This is a genomic window from Streptomyces sp. NPDC054783 (assembly GCF_053611725.1).
This window is the reverse complement of the sequence record NZ_JBSHAY010000006.1, coordinates 239,751-264,148: the sequence shown is the minus strand read 5'-3', so window position 1 is coordinate 264,148 and position 24,398 is coordinate 239,751. Positions and strand designations below refer to the sequence as shown.

Sequence of the window (24,398 nt, the reverse complement as noted above, 5' to 3'; positions counted from 1 at the left end):
CGTGTGACCTACGCCGTATGGAGCCCGTACGGGTGCTCGACTCCCCCTGGCTCGATCTAGGGTTCTGGCATGGCACGACCACGGCGCATCGTCCTTGTCCGGCACGGCGAGTCCACGGGCAACGTCGACGACTCCGTGTACGAGCGCGAGCCCGACCACGCTCTCGCGCTGACCGAGCGCGGCCGGCGGCAGGCGGAGGAGACCGGCAAGGAGATCCGGCAGCTCTTCGGCCGGGAGCGCGTGAGCGTGTACGTCTCCCCGTACCGCCGGACGCACGAGACACTCCGCGCCTTCCACCTCGACCCCGACCTCATACGGGTCCGGGAGGAGCCGAGGCTGCGCGAACAGGACTGGGGCAACTGGCAGGACTGCGACGACGTGCGCCTGCAGAAGACCTACCGCGACGCGTACGGCCACTTCTTCTTCCGGTTCCCGCAGGGCGAGTCCGGCGCGGACGTGTACGACCGGGTCGGCGGCTTCCTGGAGAGCCTGTTCCGCAGCTTCGAGGACCCGGACCACCCGCCGAACGTCCTCCTGGTGACCCATGGTCTCGCGATGCGACTGTTCTGCATGCGCTGGTTCCACTGGACGGTCGCGGAATTCGAGTCACTGTCGAACCCCGGGAACGCCGAGATGCGGATGCTCGTTCTCGGGGACAACGGCAAGTACACGCTCGACCGGCCTTTCGAGCGCTGGCGGGAACCGGTGCCGTACTGGGTGAACGGATAGGGTGGCGAGCGATGACCGCTGACTCCTCTTCCTCCGGGCGCCTGGAGCGCGCCCTGGCGAGCCTGCGCGGACTGGCCGTGGGGGACGCCCTGGGCTCCCAGTTCTTCGTCCCGGCGAACTACCCCCTGCTGAAGCGGCGCGAGCTGCCCGCGGGGCCCTGGCAGTGGACGGACGACACCGAGATGGCCTGCTCCGTGGTCGCCGTCCTGGCCGCCCACGGGCGTGTCGACCAGGACGCACTGGCCCGCTCCTTCGCCGAGCACCACGACTTCGACCGGGGCTACGGCCCTGCCGTCAACCGGCTGCTGAGGCTCGTCCGGGAGGGCGAGGACTGGCGTGAACTGGCGGCCGCACTGTTCAACGGACAGGGCTCCTGGGGCAACGGAGCGGCGATGCGGATCGCGCCGCTGGGCGCCTGGTACGCGGACGACCCGGAGCAGGCGACCCACCAGGCGGAGATCTCGGCCTACCCCACCCACCAGCACCGTGAGGCCGTCGTCGGCGCCATGGCCGTGGCAGCCGCGGCGGCGCTGGCCGGCTCGCCGGACGGTCCGCCCAGCCCCGGGGCGCTCCTCGACGGCGTCATCGCCCTGGTGCCGAAGAGCGCCGTCGGCCAGGGACTCCGGCGCGCCCGGGACATGCTCGACTACGGCGACGCGGGCACCGTCGCGGCGGTGCTGGGCTGCGGACGCCGTACGACCGCGCACGACACCGTTCCCTTCGCCCTCTGGTCCGCCGCGCGGAGTCTGGGTGACTTCGAGGCGGCCTTCTGGACGACGGCCGGGGTCGGCGGTGACGTGGACACGACCTGCGCGATCGTGGGCGGTGTGCTCGCCTCCGGCAAGGCGGGGACGCCGCCCGCCGAGTGGGTGGAACGCTCCGAAGCGCTGCCGGACTGGGTGCCGACCGGGCTCTGACGGGTCCGACGGGCCTGGCCGGAGCCGTCATCCGGGTGTGATCTCGCGACCGACGCCGGTACTTTTCGCGCCCCGGTGGGCCGGGGGGAGACTCTCCGTGCCCGCCGGGAACTCTCCGTGACACGTGCACGTTCCTCTCATGTCCGTCGTAAGCCGCGGCTTGCGGCGGCGGGTCGATGGACAGGCGTGGAGCGACGGGTCGGAGAGGGTGTGGAGACGGTCTGCACGGTGTCGTGAAGGCGAGCAGCAGCACCAGGGCCGCGCCGAACGAGCCGAGGGTGAGGCCGTACCCGTGAGGTGGACGCGCCCAGGATGCGGCTCGGACTCGTTGATGTACAGCGACGCGACCGAGGCGATCAGCACGCCGATGGCACCGCCGACCGCGGACACGGCGGCGAACACACCGAAGGCCCGGTTGCGTTCCGGCCCTTCGGGGAAGACCGTGGCTCCTTTGCGAGGCCGACCAACAGGGAGGCGAGGTGAACAGCAGGATGCGGTCATGAAGACCCGGCGACGGGAGCTGCCTGGTCAGGGGACGGCGCACGGCGTCCGCAGGCCGACGTACCCGTGGCGGGCGGGGAGATCGGTTACGGACGCCGTGATCGGGGGACGCGCCGGGTCACACGGCGGGGGCGCCGCCGGCGCCGCTGAGGGCTTGCAAGTCGCTCTTGCGGACGCGTATGACGACCGCAGCGACGACGAACGCGAGGACGGCCATGGCGGCGGCCGGGATGAAGGCAGTGGAGATCCCCTGGGCGAGGACTTCGTGGCTCCACGGGGCCGGCAACTGGTGGGACTTGGCGAACGCGGCCTTCTGCTCAGGCGTGGCCCGCGCCATGAACGACGAGACTTGCTTGGTCGCCTCGTCGCGGCTGGCCGAGCCGAAGACGGTGGTGAGGATGGACAGACCGAGCGAACCGCCCACCTGTTGTGTCGCGTTGAGAAGAGCGGAGGCCGCGCCCGCCTCGTGGGGGGCGACGCCGGATACGGCGGTCACGGTGACGGTGACGAAGTTGAGTCCCATGCCGAAGCCGAAGACGAGCATCGGGCCGAGCACCCCGCCGACGTACGAGCTGCCCGAGTCGACCAAGGACTGCCAGGCCAGGCCGATGGCGACGAGGACGGTTCCGGTCATCAGGAACGGCTTGGGGCCGAGCACCGGCAGCAGCCGCTGTGATACCCCCGCGCCCACCGCGATGACCACGGTGACGGGCAGGAAGGCCAGGCCGGCGCGGGTGGGGGAGTAGCCCAGCACGTTCTGCACGAACAGCACGATGTAGAAGAACATGCCGAACATCGCCGCCGCGAGGCTGATCATGATCACGTACGTGCCCGAGCGGTTGCGGTCGGCGAACATCCGCAGGGGGGTGATCGGTTCCTTGGCACGGCTTTCGACGAACATGAAGGCGGCGAGCAGTACCACGGCCGCGCCGAACGCGCCGAGCGTCAGCGAGTCCCGCCAGCCGTCGGATGCCGCCCTGATGAACCCGTAGACCAGCGCGACCATGCCGAGCGTAGAGGTGAGCGCACCGGTCAGGTCGAAGTGGCCGGGGTGGCGCTCGGACTCGTTGATGTAGCGCGGTGCGAGCGCCGCGATGAGGATGCCGATGGGCACGTTGACGAAGAGCACCCAGCGCCAGTCGAGCCAGTCGGTGAGCAGTCCGCCGGCCAGGAGTCCGATGGCGCCGCCTCCCGCGGAGACGGCCGCGAAGATGCCGAATGCCCTGTTGCGTTCGGGACCTTCGGGAAACGTGGTGGTGATCAGCGCGAGCGAGGTGGGTGATGCGATGGCGCCGCCCATTCCCTGCAGGACTCGTGCGGCCAGCAGCTGCCAGGGTTCCTGGGCGAGTCCGCCGAGCAGCGAGGCGAAGGTGAACAGCAGGATGCCGGCGATGAAGACCCTGCGGCGCCCGAGGATGTCCCCGACTCGCCCGCCGAGCAGCAGCAGGCCGCCGAAGGTGAGGGTGTAGGCGCTGACCACCCACGTCAGGTTGGTCGTGGAGAAGTTCAGCGCGGTCTGGATGTGGGGCAGGGCAATGTTGACGATCGTGGAATCGAGCACCACCATCAGCTGGCACGCGGCGATGACCATGAGCGCGATGCCCGGGTGTGATGGGCGTGAGGCCGGACCCGGTGGCGCGGGCACGGGTGACTGCGTCTGTATCTGATCGTGCGTCACAGAATGTCCCCCAGGGGCGAATTAGTGAACGTATGCGTTCACTACTCGGGACGATAGCGAGTCGGCCTTCGTGAACACAAGCGTTCCCTAACGGGTAGACCTTGAAGTGGCGCCGTGGGTTGAGAAGATCGGCGGGACCGCTGCCCGAGCCGCTGCCACTGGTAGTGATGTTCAGCGCCTCGCCCTCGACGCTCGGCCGCAGGTTCGAGTCCCCGGCGGCCTGGTCGGGGCTCTCGTGCATCTGGACGGAGTGCCCGCGTCCGGTTTCCTGGGAATTCTCGGGCGGGAACAGGAGCGTGCTCAGCGCGTGCCCGCCGCCCGTCTCAGCCGAACCTCAGCGAGTGCCCGGGTGACCTCGGAGGGATCGAAGGCCGCCCGTCGTACTTCGCCCACTCCTCACCGTCGGCCGGACGACCATGGGACGTGGGCACGCCCCGTCCTCTTAGCGCTGCGGCAGCTCGGCCAGGCCCCACACGCCGCCGGGGCCCTTGGCGGTGTGTGGGGCGCGCCGCCCGCCCGTGCACAGCGCAACGGCGGGTGCCCTGTGCCTGAGCCGGCAGCCCGGATGCAACGACGGCAAGTTCTGCCGGCTTCCCCTGCCGGGGTGGTACGCGGTCGCCTCCAGGCCCCGCCCGGAGTTGACACGGCCGACCGATGCCGCACCCCGTCACCCCGCCTCTTCGTTGCTCGGGATCTGATGATCTCGGGTTCGAGTGAGCGGGCACACACGGCGAAGCACTACCTGATGGTGTCGGCTCGGTCGTCCGCGTCCTTCCGGCGCCATGTCACCTGTACCTGGATGTGGCCCTGTGCCCCGTGCGAGCCAGGACGGCACCGACCTCCGCGTCGAGTTGGATGCCGAATTCGACGGTGACCTCGTCCGGGCGCTGGGGCAGCCTGCTCATCCGCCGCAGGGTGGACGCTGCCGCGGTGCGCACTCCTTCCAGCGCCGCCTCGAACGATCCGGCGGCACGGGCCACGCCGTGACCTCGGCACCTGGCCCGCGCGGAAGCGGCAGATCTACGGGCCGTCCGGCGGGCCCGGCACACGCGGCCGGATCCAGGTCAGGTGCGGGCGCTCACTGAGGCATGGCTGCACGGGGCGGATCCGCGCACGGCGCCCGGTGTCCGCTCCTGGCCGCTCCCCGACCCGCGCACGGGCTCTCCCGATGCGCGCGGCGAGCTGAGGCGCCTACGGCTGGCGGCACCCGAAGCGTTGCTCGCCCGGGCGCGCGCTGTGAGCGATGCCGCATCCCGGCCGCGCGCCTTGGTGGCTGCCGACGTCGCCCTGCTCCGCGGTGAACCTGACCGCGCCGTGAGCGGCTACGTGAATACGCTCGTCGGATACCCCGAACTACCGTCGGCCTGGGCGGGGTTGGGGCTGTCGCTGGCAGAGGCCGGCGAACCCGGCTGCCGCGCAAGCCCTGGTGCGCCGTCCGGAGGCGGTCCGGGCAGTGCACCGGCAGGCACATGAGTGGTGTGGGCGGTCGCCCGATCCTGTCGAGGTGGCCGACTGGATCGGGCGGAATCCCGCGGTGTGCGAGGAATCCTGACGCGGACCGGCGAACAGGCAGGGCCCGGCCCGTGCCGTTACAGAGGCATCGGATCGATGTCGCAGTTGGCGAGCTTGTCGTCGGCCGCAGCGCGAGTGGCCGGATGGTCGGTGCCGAGTACTCGTTCGAAGCGTCCCAGCGTGCCCGCAGGGTGTCGGCCTCATCGGACCGGCCCAGCAGCTGAAGCCCCAGCGTGAGGTTGACGCGCGTGGCAAGGGTTGCCGGGTGGTCCTCGCCGAGCCGCCACCGGCTCTGCTCCAGGGTGTGGGTGCTGAGATCGACGGACGCCTGGGCCTCACCCAGCTCGTAAAGGTCAGCGGCGAGGTTGGTGGCACAGGCCAGGACATTCGGATGATCGGGACCCAGCCTCGCACCGGGGGCCGAAACGATCTGCTCGTTCAGCCGGCGGGCTTCCTCGGTGAGCCCCAGAAGCCTGAGACGGACCGCATGGCGGCCGGCTCCTCAAGGACCCGGACACGTTGATTGATCTGGCTCGGAATGGGCCCATGTCAATCCCCGCCGCGCAGCAAGGGTTGGATCAGGGCGCCGCGACCCAGGGTGACCCAGGCCGCCGGCCCCATGAATGCCGAATTCGGTCAGCTGCGCCGACTCCGGGAGGAGGTCGTCGCACGGCAGCGCCAGAACGAGGCCGCCCATGAGTCGCCGGACCGCTGGAACGCGCTCGGTATCCGGGAGTGCATGGTGCAGACCCTGATGGAGTGCGTGGCGATTCCAGCCGTTCCGGTGCTCGAACCATCGAAAGAGCCGCCGTTGCCTGACATGCTGGTCGAGGGCGTGGTCGATCCTCGCTTGTTTCACACGGACGATGACAATGACAGGGACGGCGAAACGCGCGGTGGAACGGTCGCGTCGAGGACCACCAAGATTTGGCAGGCCGTGATGACGGTGAGTGCGATACCGGGATGCCCCTCCCGGCGGGCCACGCCCGGTTCTGGTTCCTGGAGCAGCTGAGAGGTCGTCACTATGGGTCCTCCGTAAAGACGTTAGTGAACGATTGCGTTCACTGTCGCGTCCACGGCAGCGAGTCCCCGACAGTGAACGTAAGCGTTCACTCAAGCCTGTGCGCCGCCTCGCGTCCCCCTGTTGCTGCAGCGCGGCGCACCCTTCCCCCGGAATCCCCGCTTCCCTTGCATGTTGGAGAGACACAGATGGTTACCTCGCGCTGGACGGCCGCTTCCGATCGGGCGGCTTCCCCTCGTCGGCGCGGCGTGGTGCTGGAACGCGCGATCCTCGAAGCCGCGCTGGAGCAGCTCGGTGAGGTCGGCTGGAAAGGGCTGACCATGGAAGGAGTCGCCGCCGGTGCCCAGACCGGCAAGGCCGCGGTGTATCGCCGCTGGCCCTCCAAGGAGGACCTTGTCGCGGACGCCCTGGTGGCCGGACTGCCCCGGGTGGAGGCGGCTCCGGACCTCGGCGGTGTGCGCGAGGACCTCCTCGCCCTGTGCCGGCAGGTGCGTCGGATCATGTACTCGCCTCCCGGTGTGGCGCTGCGGTCCGTGATTCACGAATGCGATCAGATCCAAGCGGAGCGCTTCCAGGGCGTGATCGTCGGAGGAGTGGTGGAGCCGACCGTCAAGCTCCTGGGTGAGGTCATCACCCGAGGGATCGAGCGGGGGGAAGTGCGTCCGGACGCGGCCAACGGCTACGTCTTCGACGCCATCCCGGCCATGATGATGTACCGCTCGAAAATGTGCGCCAGCGAATGGAGTGATCAGGATCTCGAGGAGATGATCGACCAGCTGATGCTCCCGCTGCTGCGGCCCTACGGAAGCTGATCCCGCACGTCGTTGAGCCCTGTGGCGGTGAGGCGACCGGGGTGTCGGCCGACGACCCCGGCGGCGTACGCTAAGGGCGCGATGCCGTACGAACCTCCTACTCACACCGTCGAGCGCTCCCTGCGCGCCACGACCGGAGCGAAGGTCATTGCCGGTCTCGACGAGGTGGGGCGCGGCGCCTGGGCCGGACCTGTCACCGTCTGTGCCGCGATCACCGGACTCCGCCGCCCGCCCCAGGGGCTGACCGATTCCAAGCTGCTCACGATCAAGCGGCGCACGGAACTGGCGGAGGTCCTGCGGGCATGGGTGACGGCCTATGCGCTGGGGCATGCTTCCCCCGAGGAGATCGACGACCTGGGGATGACGGCCGCACTGCGGCTCGCCGCGGTCCGCGCCCTGGACTCCCTGCCCCTCCGTCCCGACGCCGTGATCCTCGACGGGAAGCACGACTACCTCGGCGCCCCCTGGAGGGTGCGCACGGTGATCAAGGGTGATCGGTCGTGCGTGGCCGTCGCGGCGGCGTCGGTGATCGCCAAGGTTCAGCGCGACAAAATGATGGCCGAACTGGGTGTCGACCATGCAGACTTCGGATTTGCGGACAACGCCGGGTATCCGTCGCCCGTGCACAAGGCCGCACTGGAGGAGCGGGGGCCCACTCCGCTCCACCGCTTGTCGTGGGCGTATCTTGATGCGTTGCCTCAGTGGCGGCACCTCAAGAAGGTCCGCAGCTGGGCGGACGGAAGCGTTCCGGAAATCGAGGGTCAGCTCGGCTTCGATTTCTGACGGTTCCGCTCGCACTGATGTGCCACCCGGCCATCCGCACCGCACCAACGTTTGATAGATATCAGCTCATGCCTCTCATTCCCGAGGAGCCTCAGATTCACGAGAGTGCCCAGGGTCCCCGCGCCACTCCGGCCAGTGGCCGTACCGCGCCGACCCCCCGTCCCGTACCCGGCCCCCGCCCCGCGGCTCCGTCCCGCCCCGGTCGTCCCGGCCCTCCGCGGCCGGCGCCGCCGGTGCAGCGCGCGCCGCGTGACGGGGCTCCGGCCAAACCGGGCCAGTCCGGCCCGGTCGCTCCCGCCGCCTCGGCGGCCACCCCGCAGATCCAGCTGATCCCGGCCTCGGCCGAGGGCGCGCTCGACGCCGCCGATGAGGCGGTGGACCTGCTGCTGGACTCGGGCCGTGCCCCCGGCGACGTGCTCGTGATCACTACGGGCTCCCAGCACCCGTGGGCGGAGCACGAGCTGTCCTTCGGTGAAGCTTCCTACTGGGCGCAGCACGACGCCGGTGACGACGTCTTCTACGCGGACGCCGCCATCGCCTCCCGCGCCGGGTCCCGCCCCGTGGTCGTCGTGGCCGTCAACGGAGGCCCTGCTTCCGCTGCTGCCTCGGCCCTTCCGCTGGCCCACACCCGGGCCGGTGCCCTGCTGATCGTCTGCGGCGACCCGCAGCAGATCAACTCGGTGCTGGGCGCAGGCGTCTGAGCCTCGTCCGGCCCCGCGGGGCACCGGGGTGACAAAGGAACCGCCCCGGCGGAATCCGCACGGCGTGGCCTTTGGCGTGCCCGCACGACCGCCGGACCTCCTCGAGCGGACGGCTTCCCGGCAGTATGCCGAGACGCCAGGTGCGGGGCAGCGGCTGCAGGGCGAAGGTTGGACCCCGGCTTGCGCTGCTTGCCCTGCCGAGGCCGGACAGTGACGCTGCCGCCCGCAGAGCCATGGCCCCAGCCGCTCGGGGTGTGGCTCTCGTGGCTCGTAGGGCTCGTACGGCTGCCGGATGTGGCGCGGTTCCCGCCTGCTCGGCCCAGCACGACCGTGTGCCCCTGGGCAAGGTGTGGCTCTTGCGGCGCTTCGGGCACGGGCGACCCTTGCGTTCCTCGAAGCACGGCCCGGTCCGGCCGGCGTGGCGTGGGCGACCTGGAGGCCGAGCGAAGTGTGGTCGGCTAGCCGTCCGTGCGGGCCAGGCGGTGGCCGGAAGGCGGTCGGGCGCAGACCCGGCGTCCTGCCGTGCCCTTCAGCGAGCCGCCGCGCGGCGCAGGACCTCGGAGACGGGTCCGCCGGTGCGCGGCGCGAGCGGCGGGGTCTCGGATGTGGCGAAGGGTTCGGGTGCGGAGTCGGCGTTGGGGCGGCGGCCGCTGCGTCCTTCGCCGAGCACCTGCCAGCCCTCGTGGGTCAGCGTGATGTACGCCCCGCACCGCAGCCCGTGCAGGGTGCAGGCGTCACGCAGGCCCCACATCCAGGCGCCGTCCTCCTCCGTCCAACGCGCATCCCCCTCACGGCAGTAGACGAGGATGGCCGTGCGCACCGGGGTCCGGCGTCTCAGGTCGTGCGGAATCACCCGGCGCAGCTGCGCGAGCAGCGCGTTGCGGAACATCCAGCCGTCGGCCGGGGCCGGCCGACGCGTGAACGACGCGCTGGCGCACAACCGCTCGTCCGGATCGAGCACTGCCACGATCGCCGTGGAGGGCCTCGGCCGATGGCGGGCGTGCAGCCCGCTGACGACCTCACGGGGGTTGCTCAGCAGAGGGATTCCGGCGGCGGCCCATTCGGCCGGCTCGAGCAGGCGACTGGCGGAAGCGGCGGACGCGGAGGTCGACAACGAGGCCGCCGAGGACGAGGCGAATCCGAAGGTCACGTTCCTCCCTTCGGCTACGCGCCCACACTGCGGGCGAGGTCGGATTCGAGGGACCGCGCACCGCAGCAGAGCCCGACCGATCACGGGCGAGCCGCGCGGGGAGCGGACCTCAATTCTTCCTGCCGAACTTGGATGCGGCAACGAGCAATTGGGGCCACCGACTGTTATCTGCTGGTGCGTGGCTTATATCCATACCCAAAGCTCAGCCCGATGACGCCTGAGGCGCCGGACCGTGTCACTGTACGGCGGCCGTTGCGGGCACGCGGTCAGCCCTGGACGGCCAGGACCAGCGGCAACACCGCCCGCGCGCCGGACTTTCTGAGCAGACGTGCCGCGACCGCGAGCGTCCAGCCTGTATCCGTGAAGTCGTCGACCAGCAGCACCGGGCCGCCAGCCGCGGTGAGCGCCGCGGTGAGGGCGGGCGGTACCGTCAGCGCACCGTCGAGGGCCTTCAGCCGCTGCGCGCTGTTGCTGCGCGACACCCGCTGCACGTCCTCGGCGTACTCCACCGAGCCGAGCAGCGGCAGTCGGCCGATCTCGGCGATCCGGGCGCCCAGGGAGTGGATCAGCAAGGGCCGGGTTCGCGAGGCCACGGTGACGACGCCCACCGGCCGGGCCTGGGCGTCGGACACACCGGAGGTCCAGCCGCTGGGGCCCTTCGCCCAGTCGGCCAGGACACCGACCACGGCACGTGCCACATCGTCCGGCACAGCGGTGTCCGGCGCCTGCGGTGCGAGGAGTGGACGCAACCGGTTGCCCCAGCCGATGTCCGACAGTCGACCCAGAGCCCGCCCCGAAGAGGCCTGTTCACCGGCCGGAATGCGTCCCTTGAGATCGATGCCGATGGCCGGCAGGCCCGTCGGCCACATGCGGCGGGGCTCCACCTCGACGCCGGCCCGGCCCAGGTCGCTGCGCGCGGCGTCCACCGCCGCCGTGGACGTGTCGGCGGTGAAGCGCGGGCCGGCGCAGTTGTCGCAGCGACCGCAGGGTTTGGCACCCTCGTCGTCCAGTTGGCGCTGCAGGAACTCCATCCGGCAATCGGTGGTGGACGCGTAGGCGCGCATCGCCTCCTGCTCGGCCGCTCGCTGCCGAGCCACCCAGTCGTAGCGCTCGGTGTCGTACGACCAGGGCTGGCCGGTGGCGATCCAGCCGCCCTTGACGCGGCGGACCGCTCCGTCCACGTCGAGGACCTTCAGCATGCTCTCCAGCCGGGAGCGGCGCAGCTCGACCAGGGGCTCCAGCGCGGGCAGCGACAGGGGGCCGTCCGCCCGGGCGAGGACGTCCAGTGTCCGCCGGACCAGTTCCTCGGAGGGGAAGGCGAGCGACGCGAAGTACTGCCAGATCGCCTCGTCCTCCTTCCCCGGCAGCAGCAGTACCTCGGCGTGTTCGACGCCGCGGCCCGCCCGGCCGACCTGCTGGTAGTAGGCGATGGGGGAGGAGGGGGAGCCGAGATGGACCACGAAACCGAGATCCGGCTTGTCGAAGCCCATACCGAGTGCGGAGGTGGCGACCAGCGCCTTGACCCGGTTGGCGAGCAGATCGTCCTCGGCCTGCTGACGGTCGGCGTTCTCCGTCTTGCCCGTGTACGAGGTGACGGTGTGCCCGCGCTGCCGCAGAAACGCGGTGACCTCCTCGGCGGCGGCGACGGTGAGCGTGTAGACGATGCCGGAGCCGGGCAGGTCGTCGAGGTGGTCGGCGAGCCAGGCCATCCGGTGCGCGGCGTCCGGCAGCCGCAGTACGCCGAGACCGAGGCTCTCCCGGTCCAGTGGACCGCGCAGCACCAGTGCGTCCGATGTGCCGCCGGTGCCCAGTTGCTCGGCGACATCCGCGGTCACCCGGGCATTGGCCGTGGCGGTGGTGGCCAGCACGGGAACACCGGGCGGGAGATCGCCGAGCATGGTGCGCAGCCGCCGGTAGTCGGGGCGGAAGTCGTGACCCCAGTCGGAGATGCAGTGGGCCTCGTCCACGACCAGCAGGCCGGTCGCGGCGGACAGTTTCGGCAGGACCTGGTCGCGGAAGTCCGGGTTGTTCAGCCGCTCCGGGCTGACGAGCAGGACATCGACCTGGCCTGCCGCGATCTCGGCCTGGACGGCGTCCCACTCCTCGGTGTTGGAGGAATTGATGGTGCGGGCGTGGATGCCGGCCCGGGCCGCGGCCTCCACCTGGTTGCGCATGAGCGCGAGCAGGGGAGAGACGATCACCGTGGGTCCACTGCCTCTGGCGCGCAGCAACGAGGTCGCCACGAAGTAGACCGCGGACTTGCCCCACCCCGTGCGCTGCACGACCAGGGCCCGGCGCCGCTCGGCGACCAGCGCCTCGATCGCCCGCCACTGGTCCTCGCGCAGCCGGGCCGCGCCCGTGGCATCCCCGACAAGCCGGGCGAGGACGGCGTCAGCCTGCGCCCGGAGATCCGCGTTGCTCGTGTGCTCCATGCGTCCCATACAACAGGACGGCACCGACAATCGGGCGGGCCACTGCCGCGGGCTGTGGACAACCAGGCCGCTCTTGTCGTGTCCCTGATCCGACTTGTCCACAGGCTCAACCGGAATCGCAAGATCCGCGAGATCGTCTGCGCATGACGAATCACAGCGAAACCACCGGACCGTTCGAAAACAGCGACATCTCGGGGCAGGAGCCGTTCACCGGCCCGTCCGCGCACGACACGCAGGTCACCCTGCGCACCCCGGCCGAGCTGGCCGACGCCCTCCCCTACCTCCTCGGCTACCGGCCGGAGGACAGCATGGTGCTGGTGGCCCTGCACGACCGCGAAAGCCGGGGCAGGTTCGGCGGCCGGGCCCGGCTCGGCATCCCGCCGAACGAGGAGGACTGGGAGGCGGCCGCACGCCAGCTGGCCCACGGACTGGTGACCGGCAGTGAACGGCGGGGCGCCCGGCCCGAACAGATGGTCGCCTACGTCTGCCAGGAACCGGCCCCGGGAGAGTCAGGCCGCGACGTCAAACGGCGGCTCGAGCGGCTGGCCCACCTGTTGCGCACCCAGTGCGGCGATCTCGACGTGCCGGTCATCGAGGCACTGTGCATCTCCGACGGCCGTTTCTGGTCGTACTGCTGCCCGATCGAGAGCTGCTGCCCCGAGGACGGCTCGCCCATGGGCCTTCCCGGCACCTCCGTCCTGGCCGCCGCGGCCACCTACGCAGGCATCCAAGTGCGCGGCACACTCAGGGAGTTGCGTGCCAGGCTGCAGCCCTGGGAGACGACCGCGGCTCTGGAGCAGGAGATCGCCCTCGACGCGGCCGGTATGACCCTGGTGCCCCGGATTCTCGAGGAGGCGTCCCGCGCGGAAGTGGCGGAGGAGACCCTGGACCTCGCCGAGCGGATCATCCACCGCTTCGCCGCCGCGGCACCGGTGTCCGGCACCCATCCGGCGGACCTGCGCGACGACCGCCTGCTCGCCCACGACGAGGCGGCGACTCTGATCCTCGGGCTCCAGGACCGCACGACCCGCGACAGGGCGGCCGCGTGGATGGAGGGCGACGAGGCGGGGCCGGCCCTCCGGCTCTGGCGTGCCCTGGCCCGCCGCTGCGTCGGACCCTACGGCGAGCACGCCGCGGCCCCGCTGACCCTGGCCGGCTGGGTCGCCTGGTCGACAGGTGACGAGCTGGAGGCTCGTGAAGCGCTGGCCATGGCGCTGGGTGCGGATCCCGACTATCTGTTCGCCCGGCTCCTGCACCAGGCCTGCAACGAAGGCCTCGACCCGGAAGCGGTCCGCCGCTGCCTGCGCGGGGCCCCTGCCGATCGCGCGAGTTGTACGCCGGCGGAGACGAGCTCACAGCCGCACGCGGAGGAGACAACGGCTCGAGCCGAGCTCCCGGCAACCGAAGACACGACGCACGCGAGCGCCGGAGCGGACGACCGGGGCGCCGAAGCGGGCCGGGGAACCGGCATGCGCCGACGACGCCGTGCTCGATCCGCCGACGGGGGCGATGCCCCTCGCGCGGCCAGGCCCACGGGCGGACGGCGGAGGCCGGCCCGTTCCCACCCCGGCTCGTTGGCGGCCGAACCCTCGCGCCCCGGCAGCCGCGGCCTCGGCAGCACACGCACCCGAGCGACGGAACCGGGCGGCACCACGACCGGCGCAGCCCTGTCGAAGAACGACCACCGCAAGCCCGAAGAGGAAGGTTGATCGCTATGCGGGGGAGCAGGGGCGGGTGCCTGGCCGAGCAGCAGGTCTGCCCAAGGGAGGAGACGCGTGAGGCATCAACGGAACCCCCGGGATGCCGCACACGCCCCTGGAGGCTGTTCCGGAACCGATCTCACGCGAGCCGGTTCGGCTGCCGTGGCGGTGGCGCACTTCTGGGCCGTCTGGCCGACCGGGTCCATCGGTCATCCCCGACTGCTCGGCGCGCATACGAAGGGCCATCGCGTGCCCATGGGCGGAAGCGGCTCGCGACGGTCTTGAGCGACACCATTCCTCTCTTGCGCCGCCATCCGGTCGGCCTCTCCGAGGCGAGCCGTGACCCGGACGAGTCCCCCTCCGTTCACCTGAGTGGCGGAACGCCTGGACGGGCCCTGCCGCCGTACGACCCTTGTCCGCCGGGGCGTCCCACGGGTCGCCCAGCATGTTCGAGGCGCCGCCAGCGCGGAGGAAGCAATCCCATGTACCAGCAGCCGACTCCGCCCTCCGCCGTCGATGACGAACGTCCGCCCTGGGACAGGGGTGCGTGGTCGCCGCCGGACGGTGCCGAGGTCACCGAACGGCTGATCATCGGCGCGTCGCCGGCGGCCAGGGACGTTCGGGCGAACTCCTCGACGGGCCAGGGCAGGCCACCGGCGTCGACGCCCGTGCCAGGCCAGGGCAGGTCACCGGTGCAGGCTCCGGCTGAGGGCCGAGGCGACTCGCCGGTACTCACCCCGGCCCCGAGCTGCGGCCGCCGGTCCGCCGTGGCCCCGTCGGTGCGCACACCGCAGGGCAGTCGACCGGCGCCCGAGCTGCCGCCCACACACACCGCCTTGATCTGCGTCGCCCTGCCCGGTCTCGCCATCTCCGATGGCGGACAACTGACCGGCCGGGGACTGGACGGGTTCTACCGTGCCGGCAGGCGCCTGCTGTCGCGGTGTCAGGTGCGCGTCGCCGGACGCGAACCGCTCGCCGTGCTGGCCAGGATGACCGGTGCCGACAGTGCCCGCTTCGTGGGGACACTGCGGGCTTCCCCGACAGGAGGCTCGATCCGGATGTCGTGGTCGAGCGGACCCGTCGTGCCGACGGAACCGAGCGGATCACGCTCCGCAGTGCCGCCGTGCGACCGCTGAGGCTGCCCGTCGAGGTCGCCCTTGGCACGGACCTCGCCGACCTCGGCGCCATCGCTTCCGGCAGGGCAGGCCCCGAACTCCCGGCCACCGTCCACGACTCCGGCCTGCGCTGGGCCACAGCCGGCGCCGCCGCCTCCGTCATCGCCGACCCGCCTCCCGCCGACGCTCTCGCATCCGCCGGAGTGCTGCGCTGGGAGCTGGAACTTTCGCCGGGCGGTACGGCAGCCGTGGAACTGAGGGTGCGGCTCGACGGCGCCGGCCCCCTGCGGGCGGCGGCACAGGCCACGACCAGCCCGTTCGCCCCCGCCCGGGCGAGGGGCGACGACCCCCGCGTAGCCCCGGTACTGGACTGGGCGATCGCCGATCTCCAGGCGCTTCTTCTGCGGAACCCCGCCCACCCCTACGACACCCATCTTGCGGCGGGCGTGCCCTGGCGCTGCGGAATGTCCCCTGCCGAGGCCCTGGCCGCGGCCCGCATGGCCCTGCCGCTCGGCACTCGGCTCGCCGCGAGCACCCTGCGTACCCTGGCCCGTACCCAGCTTCCGGACCGGAGCCCACAGGCCGGCATGATCCCCGGGCCACGACGCGACGCCGGCCCCCTCCTTCCGCCCGGCTGTACGGGTACGGAGGCCACACTGCTCTTCCCCGCCCTGCTCGCCGAGGCCCGCCGCTGGGGACTGCCCGAGCAGGAGACAAGCGAGCTGCTGCCTGCGGCAGAACGCTGCCTCACCTGGCTGCGGACGACCGTCCGCGAGCGTCCCTACCTCCGCGATCCCCAGCCCGGGGGCCCGGCCCGCTGCGCGACACAGGCCTACGCGCATCGGGCGGCCATGCTCGGTGCCGACCTCCTCGACGCCTACGACCGCCCTGGCGCCACCGAGTTGCGTCAGTGGGCCCAGGCCCTGCAGACGGCATTCCGGGCCGACTTCTGGGTCGAGGACCTCGGCGGCGGACGTCCGGCCGCGGCCCTGGCACCGGATGGCCGACCCGTGCCGCACCTGGGCTCCGCGGCAGTCCACCTCCTCGACACCGGCCTGCTCGGTTCCGGCCGGCTCGCACCGGGCCTGCTCGACTCCGCACAGACCGCACACCTCGCCCGGCTGCTCGGGGCCCCCGCCATGGACGCGGGCTGGGGACTGCGGGGTCTCGGCGCCAAGGAGGCGGTACAACCGGTTCGGCCACCGGACCGGAGCCGTCCGGGTCCACGACACCGCAGTCGCCATCGCCGGACTGGCCGCCGCCGGCTTCGAGAAGGAAGCCGGCGGCCTGCTGAAGGGACTGCTTGACGCGGCGGAACACTTCGACCACCGGCTGCGCGAGATGTTCGCCGGAGAGCAGCGCTCCGCCGCAAGCGCTCCTCTCCCGCATCCCGCGGCCTGCCGGCCGGCGGCTACCGCGGCAGCGTCCGCGATCATGGTTCTCACCTCGCTCGCGGGCATCCGCCCCGACACCCCCGCCCGCACGGTCACCCTGTGCCCCGTGCGCAGCGCGCCGCTCGGTGAACTCGGCCTCACCGGGCTGCGCGTCGCCGGCGCCCCGTTCGCCGTCCGCATCAGCCGGCTGGGGCTCGCCATGGTCGAGGAGGCGGCGGACGGCCTGCAACTGGGAGTGTGACCTCGTACGACGCCACGGAGGTGAAGACGAGGAGCCGGTCCGGCGCCCCATACCAGAACGAAGCGGAACCACCATCGATGCGGCCGGGGAAGAGAGTGTTTATCGTCAGGAAGACGACTATGATCGCGGCATGCCCTACGACCCGTCAGCCTTTCCGCCCTTCGCCGTCACCGTGGACCTGGTCGTGCTGACCGTGCGCCGCCATGCCCTGTGCGCGCTGGCGGTCCGCAGGGGCGAGCCACCGTTCCAAGGGCGCTGGGCACTGCCTGGAGGCTTCGTACGGGCCGACGAGGATCTCTCCCAGGCGGCGGCGCGCGAGCTCGCCGAGGAGACCGGGCTGTGTGCACACGACCCCTCGGCCCCGGCCCAGGACAACGGGGCTCATCTCGAGCAGCTCGCGACCTATGGGGACCCCAAGCGGGATCCGCGCATGCGCGTGGTGAGCGTCGCGCACCTCGCGCTCGCGCCCGACCTGCCCGCCCCGCGTGCGGGAGGCGACGCCAGCAACGCGCGCTGGGCACCGGTCGAGGAACTACTCCAGCAGAGCGGTTACGGCCGCGACGGCGAGCCCGTGGCACCGCTCGCCTTCGATCACGCCCAGATCCTCGCCGACGGGGTGGAACGGGCGCGTTCCAAGATCGAGTACTCGTCGCTGGCCACCGCGTTCTGTCCGAGCGAGTTCACCGTCGGCGAGTTGCGCCGGGTGTACGAGGCGGTGTGGGGGGTGGCCCTGGACCCGCGCAACTTCCACCGCAAGGTCACCGGAACCCCCGGATTCCTCGTCCCCACCGGAGGAACGACCACGCGCCAGGGCGGTCGACCGGCACAGCTCTTCCGGGCGGGCGGTGCCACCCTGCTCAACCCGCCGATGCTGCGCCCCGAGGTCTGAGGCGTACTCGGGGTCGCGTGCCCGGACGATCAGGTGGGCCGACCGCGCGGGCGGGGCGTCGATTCACGCGAACGGCGGACGTGAACCGGGTCTATCGGCAGTATGTGTGGTAGCAGATCGAGTGATACCCGAAAAAACGGACATCGCGCGCTATCTTGCTGCAGGTGATCGAGGCCTTCGGACTGACCAGCAATCCCCGCAAGGCGCACCCGCCCGCCGTCGACGACCTCTCCTTCGAAGCGTGCGCGGGACATGTCACCGTGCTGCTCGGAGGCGACGGCGCGGGCAAGACGACAGCGCTCAGACTGATGCTCGAGCTTCAACATGGGCGCGGTGCCACCTACTTCAGAGGGCGGCCCCTGCATCGGATCGCCCATCCCTCGTGGGAGGTCGGCGTGCTCCTCGGCGATGTGCCGGGGCACCCGGCCCGCTCGGTCCGCGGGCATCTGCGCATGCTGTGCGCGGCATCGGGAGTTCCGGCGCGACGGGCCGACGAGGTCCTCGAAGTGGTCGGCCTCGTCAGTTTCCGCGACGAACGCCTCGGCACGCTGTCGCGCGGGATGGACCGCAGGCTCGGCCTGGCGTGCGCTCTGCTGCCCGACCCGCACACGCTCGTACTGGACGAGCCCACCGACGGTCTCTCCGTCCGTGAGGCGCAATGGCTGCACGGCATGCTGCGCGCGCACGCCGGCCAGGGTGGCACGGTGCTCTTCACCACGGCCGACCCCAAGGAGGCCGCCCGCACGGCCGACCGGGTCGTGACCCTCGACGGCGGCAGACTCGTGGCTGATCAGGAGGCCAGGGAGTTCGCCCGTACCCGGCTGCGTCCGCGCGTGGCCGTCCGCAGCCCGCACGCAACACGCCTCGCGGCCCTGCTCACCAAGGAGGCCCGCACCGGGCGCCGGTCCGTCGAGGTCGTGCGGGAGGGAGGCAATCGCCTCTCGGTGTACGGCTCCACGACCGCCGACGTCGGCGAGACGGCGTTCCGCCACGGCATCCTCGTGCACCAACTCGCGGACGAGGTCGGCGACATGGGGCCGGTATCCGGCGGTGGGGTCACAGTCTCGTCCGGGGAGGCGGCCGCGGAGGCGGCGAACGAGCCACCTGCGGAGCGGGTAGACGCCGGGCCCGGTTCTTCACCCGTGGAGCCCGAGCCGACGGTCCATGGCTTGGCGCCGGTGGAGACGTGTGCCTCGGAGGTCGGCCTCGCCGCCTCCGTGTCCGGTGTCCCGGCGCCCGGTTCACCGGCGGCTGAGTCCGGCGGGCCGTGGTTGGACATGTCCGTGTCGGAGCAGGCCTCGATGGCGTCCGGAATTTCGTCGGGGGAGCCGGGAGTCACGGCGTCGGGTTCCTCGGGGATGGAACGGGGTGTCATGCCGTTCGGCTTCTCGGTGGGCGACCGGGAGGACTCCCCGGCGGACTCCCCGGCGCCGCAGCGGGCTGTGTCCAGCGTCTCCTCGGGCGAGGAACCGCTGGCCGGCGAGCGGGCACAGGCCCCAAGCGGAGAGCAGCCGCCGCTCGAGGAGACGTCCGAGGCCCGGCCGGGGACGGAGCACACGGAACCCATCCGGGGCGTACCGGCCGAGGGAGCGTCACCGGACGACGCGGTACCGGGAACCGGCAGCGCGGCACAGGGCGATGACAGGCCCGCTGATGACGACGTGCTGGACGGAGGCGCCGGAGTGGTGCCCGCCGAAGTGCTCGCGGGAGTCGACGGCGGCCGGACCGCGGAGGCGGCGGTCACCACGGACTCCGGGTGCGATACGGCCTCGGCTGTCCAGGAACCGCAGACCGGCAGCGCGAGCACTGCGGCTGCGGTCATCTCCACCCTGCGCACCAGCCTCCCCGGCGCCAGGAACCCCGGCACCCGCCAGGCGCGGGCCACCGGCGTTGTCCGCCCCGACGGTGTACGTTCCCTTGATTCCCTCTCCCCCCTACCACCTCCCATCTCCCCCCGCCCCGCCCCCAGCCCCCTGCGCCCTCTTCGCTACGAGATCCGACGCGCCGCCGGCATCGGCGTCGGCTTCCTCACCTGCGGTGCCGTACTGGTGGTGTCCGCGCTCACCGCCGTACTGCTGGCCAGGACCGGGCACACCCCGCAGGCGCGGCTGTTCGCCGCATGGCCGCGGGAGCTGCCGCTGCCGCCCGCGGCGCTCGCGGCGGGGCTGCTCGGTGCACTGGCCTTCGGAGACGAGTTCCGCCACCCCGCCCTCGCGGCGGACCGCGGCACCGTGCCCCGCCGGCTGGGACTGCTCACCGCGAAACTGCTCGTCTCCGGGGCCACCGCGGCCATGCTGGCCTTCCTCACCGTGGGCTGCGATGCCGAAGCGCTCTACATTCTCTACGGACGGGAGCTGACGCAAGTTCCCGCGGACTGGCTCTCGATGGGCGCGAGTTGGTTCGGTCTGGTCGTCGGCTGCGCCTGGGCCGGTGTGCTGGCGGCCGGTGTGTTCCGGTCCACCGCGGGCGGCATGGCCGCCGTTCTCGCCGTACCCGTTGTCGTCGTCCCGCTCGTGCACGAGGCGCTGCAGGGGCCCGCCCCGCGCATGGCCGCCGGTTTCCCGGTGCGGATGCGAGAGGTCCTCCTGCTGCAGTGGCCCTTCGGTGGTGAGCGCTACCTGCTCGGGATGGCGCGGGTGCTCGCCCAACCCGTGGGCAGCGCACTGGCGTTGTCGCTGTCGGCGCTGCTGTGCGCGTATCTGTACGCGACACTGCGCACCCGGTTCCGATGACGGACGTGCGTCCACTTCCGATCCCGCCGTGTGCACAACTCCCCGACGAAAGCCCATTTCTTTCCGATAAGGCGTCAATTGCGACGGGGTGAGCGATCACCCTTTCGTGTGCTTTTCACCAAAGACCTCAAGGGAGTTGGAGGCGGCGCCGACAAAGGATCCGTGAGTACCCTTGCGCACACCATGATGACCGCCGCCCGCTCCACCGACTCCGGTCTGGCCGGCCCGGGCGAACTCGACCGCTACCCCTACGCAGAGCCCCAGGTGGCCGATCGCGTCGGAGCGCCCTCCTGGGAGGGCGCGGACCCCGATCTGGGCCGCGTCGGCCGGCGCGCCGCGGGCAGCCGCGGACGCGGACTGCACGGCCAACTCGTTCAGCAGCTGGGACAGATGATCGTCTCAGGCGACCTGGGCGCGGATCGCCCGCTGGTCCCCGAGGAGATCGGCCAGCGCTTCGAGGTCTCCCGCACCGTCGTCCGCGAGTCCCTCCGTGTCCTCGAGGCCAAGGGCCTGGTCAGCGCCCGCCCGAACGTCGGCACGCGCGTGCGTCCCGTCAGCGACTGGAACCTGCTGGATCCGGACATCATCGAGTGGCGGGCCTTCGGGCCCCAGCGCGACGACCAGCGCCGCGAGCTGAGTGAGCTGCGCTGGACGATCGAGCCGCTCGCCGCCCGCCTCGCCGCCGGGCACGGGAGGGAGGACGTGCAGCAGCGCCTCTGTGACATGGTCGAGATCATGAGTCACGCCATGGCGCAGGGCGACGCGCTGACGTACTCGCGCGCCGACAACGAGTTCCACGCACTGCTCATCCAGATCGCCGGAAACCGCATGCTGGAGCACCTCTCCGGGATCGTCTCGGCGGCCCTCCAGGTGTCGGGCGGTCCGGTCACGGGCTGCGACCGGCCGAACGAGGCGTCGCTCGCGCAGCACGCGCGGATCGTCGACGCGCTCGGCACCGGCGACGGCGCGGCCGCCGAGACGGCCATGCGTCAACTGCTTACGGTCCACCCCGAGGTCGAGCGCGTGGTGCCCGCCCCGCGTGAGCACTGACCTCACGCGGTCGGCGCGGTGCGGTCGCCGGTGTGTGCCGTCAGTCTGACTGTCGTGGCGACCGTCTCGGCGCCGGGCTCGTTGACGGCCGCCGCTGGACCCCGCCGGACCCTGTGCGGTCCGGCGGGGTCCAGCGGCGCGACGGGCCCCGGGCCATGCGCGCGACCGGGCAGGGCGGCAACGGTGATCTCCTCTGTCCACGTCTGACCGGTTTTGACCGCTTACGGGGTGTGACTCGGGCCACGCAGATTGGGCGTAACGCTCGTGGGAACAGCGCGATGACCTAAGAGGTGACAGCCGCGGAGGGAATACGGACGCCATCACAGGCGCTGTGCACCTTCCCCGGCCCCCGCCCGCGCCGTCGGCCCATCCCCAGGCCGGTGGTCGGCTCCTGTCCGAAGTGGACGGTGCCGGAAGCCGTTTTCCAACGTTCCGAGAGGTTGTTCGTGTCGGCCAGCACATCCCGTACGCTCCCGCCGGAGATCGCCGAGTCCGTCTCTGTCATGGCGCTCATTGAGCGGGGAAAGGCTGAGGGGCAGATCGCCGGCGACGATGTGCGTCGGGCCTTCGAAGCTGACCAGATTCCGGCCACTCAGTGGAAGAACGTACTGCGCAGCCTCAACCAGATTCTTGAGGAAGAGGGTGTGACGCTGATGGTCAGTGCCGCAGAGCCCAAGCGCACCCGCAAGAGCGTCGCAGCGAAGAGCCCGGCGAAGCGCACCGCCACCAAGACGGTCGCGGCGAAGACGGTGACGACGACGAGGAAGGCCACCGCCACCACGGCCGCCCCCGTGGCGCCCGTCGCTCCGGCCGCAGCCGATTCCGCCGAGGAAGCCGCACCCGCCAAGAAGGCCGCGGCCAAGAAGACCGTCGCCAAGAAGGCGGCCGCCAAGAAGACCGTCGCCAAGAAGACGGTGGCCAAGAAGACCACGGCCAAGAAGGACGAGGCCGAACTTCTCGAGGACGAGGTTCTCGAGGACACCAAGGTCGCCGAAGAGCCGGAAGGTGCCGAGAGCGCGGGCTTCGTCCTGTCGGACGAGGACGAGGACGACGCGCCCGCGCAGCAGGTCGCCGCGGCCGGCGCCACTGCCGACCCGGTCAAGGACTACCTGAAGCAGATCGGCAAGGTCCCCCTGCTCAACGCCGAGCAGGAGGTCGAGCTGGCCAAGCGCATCGAGGCGGGTCTGTTCGCCGAGGACAAGCTGGCCAACGCCGACAAGCTGGCGCCGAAACTCAAGCGCGAGCTGGAGATCATCGCCGAGGACGGCCGCCGCGCCAAGAACCACCTCCTGGAGGCCAACCTCCGCCTGGTGGTCTCCCTGGCCAAGCGCTACACCGGCCGCGGCATGCTCTTCCTGGACCTCATCCAGGAGGGCAACCTCGGTCTGATCCGCGCGGTCGAGAAGTTCGACTACACCAAGGGCTACAAGTTCTCCACGTACGCCACCTGGTGGATCCGTCAGGCCATCACCCGAGCCATGGCCGACCAGGCCCGCACCATCCGTATCCCGGTGCACATGGTCGAGGTCATCAACAAGCTCGCGCGCGTGCAGCGCCAGATGCTCCAGGACCTGGGCCGCGAGCCCACCCCGGAGGAGCTGGCCAAGGAGCTCGACATGACCCCGGAGAAGGTCATCGAGGTCCAGAAGTACGGCCGCGAGCCCATCTCCCTGCACACCCCGCTGGGTGAGGACGGTGACAGCGAGTTCGGTGACCTCATCGAGGACTCCGAGGCCGTCGTCCCCGCCGACGCCGTCAGCTTCACGCTCCTGCAGGAGCAGCTGCACTCCGTCCTGGACACCCTGTCCGAGCGCGAGGCCGGCGTCGTCTCCATGCGGTTCGGTCTCACCGACGGTCAGCCGAAGACCCTCGACGAGATCGGCAAGGTGTACGGCGTGACACGTGAGCGTATCCGCCAGATCGAGTCCAAGACCATGTCTAAGCTGCGCCACCCGTCGCGTTCCCAGGTGCTGCGCGACTACCTCGACTAGGTCGCGGTCGTACGGCGGCGAAGGCCCGGCCCCCTCGCGGGAGCCGGGCCTTCGTGCTGCGCGCCACGGCGCAGTGGATCACTCTGGGTGTCCCGGTAACACCGAGAGTGAGGAGTCTGTATGCGCCGTTCCCTTGGGCGGGCACTGATCGGGCCGCTGGCCCTGGCCGCCGCCATGACCGCCATACCGCTGGAGAGCGCGGCACCCGTGGCTGCCGACAGCGTGGTGGTCGGAGGCTTTCCGATAGACGTCTCCCAGGCCCCGTGGACGGTCGCGCTGTCCAGCCGTGACCGGTTCGGAGGTACGCGGGCGGGCCAGTTCTGCGGCGGCGTCGCGATCGCACCGACGGCGGTGCTCACCGCGGCCCACTGCCTGAGCGAGGACGTCCTCGGGGCGCCCCCGAACCGTGTGCCCGACTTCCGGGTGATCGCGGGACGCACCGATCTGCTGTCGGGAGAGGGCCAGGAGATCGCCGTACGCGACGCCCGGATCAACCCCGGGTACGACAGCGCGACCAACGCCGGTGACTTCGCCGTCCTCACCCTCGCCAAACCGCTGCCGCAGAGCGCGGTCATCGGCATGGCGGGCGCGGGCGATCCGGCCTACAAGGCGGGAACGCAGGCCCTGGTCTCCGGATGGGGTGACACGACCGGCAAAGGCGCCTATGCGCACAGTCTGTACGCCGCACACGTGCGCGTGCTGCCCGACCACCTCTGCGCCCGCGCCTATCCGAGCGGTCCGGACGGCACCTACCGGGCCGACAGCATGCTGTGCGCCGGAGAGGCCGCCGGCGGTCCGGACGCCTGCCAGGGAGACAGCGGCGGCCCGCTGGTGGCGGGAGGGCGGCTGATCGGGCTCGTGTCGTGGGGTAGCGGCTGCGGCAGGCGCGGAAGCCCCGGCGTGTACACACGCGTCTCCGAGGCCGTGAGAACCCTGGAAGGAGCCTCAGGGGGTCTGAAAGGGGCCCATGGGCGCTCCTGAGGTGCCGGTACGGGACATGAGCACGGGCGGCCACTCCTGGAGAGGAGCGGCCGCCCGTTCACCGGCCTG

General features: G+C 71.3%; 16 protein-coding genes and 2 pseudogenes. 13 read left to right on the top strand and 5 right to left on the bottom strand.

The annotated features are described in order from the left end of the window. The first annotated feature begins 69 nt into the window (after window positions 1-69). Both ACWGJ5_RS14320 and ACWGJ5_RS14315 read left to right on the top strand, forming a co-directional pair. Window positions 70-729 carry a histidine phosphatase family protein gene (locus ACWGJ5_RS14320; protein WP_453310029.1) on the top strand — a complete coding sequence of 220 codons (660 nt, stop codon included), beginning with the start codon at window positions 70-72 and terminating at the stop codon, window positions 727-729. An 11-nt stretch (window positions 730-740) separates the two neighbouring features. Further along, window positions 741-1,646, top strand: coding sequence for an ADP-ribosylglycohydrolase family protein (locus tag ACWGJ5_RS14315; protein ID WP_453310028.1), 906 nt, complete (start codon window positions 741-743; stop codon window positions 1,644-1,646). Window positions 1,647-1,839: 193 nt separating this feature from the next. On the opposite strand, the pseudogene ACWGJ5_RS14310 reads toward ACWGJ5_RS14315, so the two are convergent. From ACWGJ5_RS14310 to ACWGJ5_RS14300, 3 genes and pseudogenes are all read right to left on the bottom strand, one after another. Beyond that, window positions 1,840-2,090 (bottom strand): annotated as a pseudogene (locus tag ACWGJ5_RS14310) (MFS transporter); the annotation flags it as partial. Window positions 2,091-2,265: 175 nt separating this feature from the next. Then, window positions 2,266-3,738, bottom strand: a complete 1,473-nt coding sequence (locus tag ACWGJ5_RS14305) for an MFS transporter (RefSeq protein WP_453310027.1) — start codon at window positions 3,736-3,738, stop codon at window positions 2,266-2,268. 872 nt (window positions 3,739-4,610) lie between these two features. Next, window positions 4,611-4,805 (bottom strand): CU044_2847 family protein, encoded by a 195-nt coding sequence (locus tag ACWGJ5_RS14300; protein ID WP_453310026.1) that lies wholly within the window; start codon window positions 4,803-4,805, stop codon window positions 4,611-4,613. A gap of 1,130 nt (window positions 4,806-5,935) precedes the next feature. Between ACWGJ5_RS14300 and ACWGJ5_RS14295 the strand changes: the two genes are divergently transcribed. The 4 genes from ACWGJ5_RS14295 (at window position 5,936) to ACWGJ5_RS14280 (ending at window position 8,654) form a co-directional block, all read left to right on the top strand. Then, window positions 5,936-6,349 (top strand): hypothetical protein, encoded by a 414-nt coding sequence (locus ACWGJ5_RS14295; protein ID WP_453310025.1) that lies wholly within the window; start codon window positions 5,936-5,938, stop codon window positions 6,347-6,349. Window positions 6,350-6,546: 197 nt separating this feature from the next. Then, entirely contained in the window at window positions 6,547-7,170 is a 624-nt protein-coding gene (locus ACWGJ5_RS14290; RefSeq protein ID WP_453310024.1) for a TetR/AcrR family transcriptional regulator, read from the top strand. Between the two features lie 81 nt (window positions 7,171-7,251). After that, complete coding sequence (locus tag ACWGJ5_RS14285) at window positions 7,252-7,953, top strand: ribonuclease HII (protein WP_453310023.1); 702 nt, start codon at window positions 7,252-7,254, stop codon at window positions 7,951-7,953. Between the two features lie 68 nt (window positions 7,954-8,021). Then, on the top strand, window positions 8,022-8,654 hold the full coding sequence (locus tag ACWGJ5_RS14280) for a hypothetical protein (protein ID WP_453310022.1): 633 nt from the start codon (window positions 8,022-8,024) through the stop codon (window positions 8,652-8,654). Window positions 8,655-9,183: 529 nt separating this feature from the next. Here ACWGJ5_RS14280 and ACWGJ5_RS14275 read toward each other — a convergent pair. Together ACWGJ5_RS14275 and ACWGJ5_RS14270 are read right to left on the bottom strand one after the other, a co-directional pair. Then, window positions 9,184-9,804: a hypothetical protein gene (locus ACWGJ5_RS14275; RefSeq protein ID WP_453310021.1), complete on the bottom strand. Its 621-nt coding sequence runs from the start codon at window positions 9,802-9,804 to the stop codon at window positions 9,184-9,186. A 266-nt stretch (window positions 9,805-10,070) separates the two neighbouring features. Beyond that, entirely contained in the window at window positions 10,071-12,236 is a 2,166-nt protein-coding gene (locus tag ACWGJ5_RS14270; protein WP_453310020.1) for a RecQ family ATP-dependent DNA helicase, read from the bottom strand. A gap of 143 nt (window positions 12,237-12,379) precedes the next feature. Here ACWGJ5_RS14270 and ACWGJ5_RS14265 point away from each other — a divergent pair, with 143 nt between their 5' ends. The 7 genes and pseudogenes from ACWGJ5_RS14265 to ACWGJ5_RS14235 all read left to right on the top strand — a co-directional run bounded on the left by ACWGJ5_RS14265 (window position 12,380) and on the right by ACWGJ5_RS14235 (window position 24,329). After that, on the top strand, window positions 12,380-13,945 hold the full coding sequence (locus ACWGJ5_RS14265) for a DUF4192 domain-containing protein (protein ID WP_453310019.1): 1,566 nt from the start codon (window positions 12,380-12,382) through the stop codon (window positions 13,943-13,945). 830 nt (window positions 13,946-14,775) lie between these two features. Continuing rightward, window positions 14,776-16,686, top strand: a pseudogene (locus ACWGJ5_RS14260) (glycogen debranching N-terminal domain-containing protein). Window positions 16,687-16,816: 130 nt separating this feature from the next. Continuing rightward, a complete protein-coding gene (locus ACWGJ5_RS14255; protein ID WP_385317948.1) occupies window positions 16,817-17,575 on the top strand; it encodes an NUDIX hydrolase in 759 nt (252 codons plus the stop codon). Window positions 17,576-17,739: 164 nt separating this feature from the next. Next, window positions 17,740-20,307 carry an ATP-binding cassette domain-containing protein gene (locus ACWGJ5_RS14250; protein WP_453310018.1) on the top strand — a complete coding sequence of 856 codons (2,568 nt, stop codon included), beginning with the start codon at window positions 17,740-17,742 and terminating at the stop codon, window positions 20,305-20,307. 162 nt (window positions 20,308-20,469) lie between these two features. Beyond that, on the top strand, window positions 20,470-21,357 hold the full coding sequence (locus tag ACWGJ5_RS14245; RefSeq protein ID WP_055706109.1) for a FadR/GntR family transcriptional regulator: 888 nt from the start codon (window positions 20,470-20,472) through the stop codon (window positions 21,355-21,357). Between the two features lie 446 nt (window positions 21,358-21,803). Further along, window positions 21,804-23,348 carry an RNA polymerase sigma factor gene (locus tag ACWGJ5_RS14240; RefSeq protein WP_453310017.1) on the top strand — a complete coding sequence of 515 codons (1,545 nt, stop codon included), beginning with the start codon at window positions 21,804-21,806 and terminating at the stop codon, window positions 23,346-23,348. A 120-nt stretch (window positions 23,349-23,468) separates the two neighbouring features. Continuing rightward, on the top strand, window positions 23,469-24,329 hold the full coding sequence (locus ACWGJ5_RS14235) for a serine protease (protein WP_453310016.1): 861 nt from the start codon (window positions 23,469-23,471) through the stop codon (window positions 24,327-24,329). The last annotated feature ends 69 nt before the right edge of the window (window positions 24,330-24,398 follow it).

Coding starts and splice junctions, on each gene's coding strand:
- ACWGJ5_RS14285 (WP_453310023.1), top strand. CDS start 7,252: ATGCCGTACGAACCTCCTACTCACACCGTCGAGCGCTCCCTGCGCGCC.
- ACWGJ5_RS14265 (WP_453310019.1), top strand. CDS start 12,380: ATGACGAATCACAGCGAAACCACCGGACCGTTCGAAAACAGCGACATC.
- ACWGJ5_RS14270 (WP_453310020.1), bottom strand. CDS start 12,236: ATGGAGCACACGAGCAACGCGGATCTCCGGGCGCAGGCTGACGCCGTC.
- ACWGJ5_RS14255 (WP_385317948.1), top strand. CDS start 16,817: ATGCCCTACGACCCGTCAGCCTTTCCGCCCTTCGCCGTCACCGTGGAC.
- ACWGJ5_RS14280 (WP_453310022.1), top strand. CDS start 8,022: ATGCCTCTCATTCCCGAGGAGCCTCAGATTCACGAGAGTGCCCAGGGT.
- ACWGJ5_RS14290 (WP_453310024.1), top strand. CDS start 6,547: ATGGTTACCTCGCGCTGGACGGCCGCTTCCGATCGGGCGGCTTCCCCT.
- ACWGJ5_RS14305 (WP_453310027.1), bottom strand. CDS start 3,738: ATGGTCATCGCCGCGTGCCAGCTGATGGTGGTGCTCGATTCCACGATC.
- ACWGJ5_RS14315 (WP_453310028.1), top strand. CDS start 741: ATGACCGCTGACTCCTCTTCCTCCGGGCGCCTGGAGCGCGCCCTGGCG.
- ACWGJ5_RS14235 (WP_453310016.1), top strand. CDS start 23,469: ATGCGCCGTTCCCTTGGGCGGGCACTGATCGGGCCGCTGGCCCTGGCC.
- ACWGJ5_RS14320 (WP_453310029.1), top strand. CDS start 70: ATGGCACGACCACGGCGCATCGTCCTTGTCCGGCACGGCGAGTCCACG.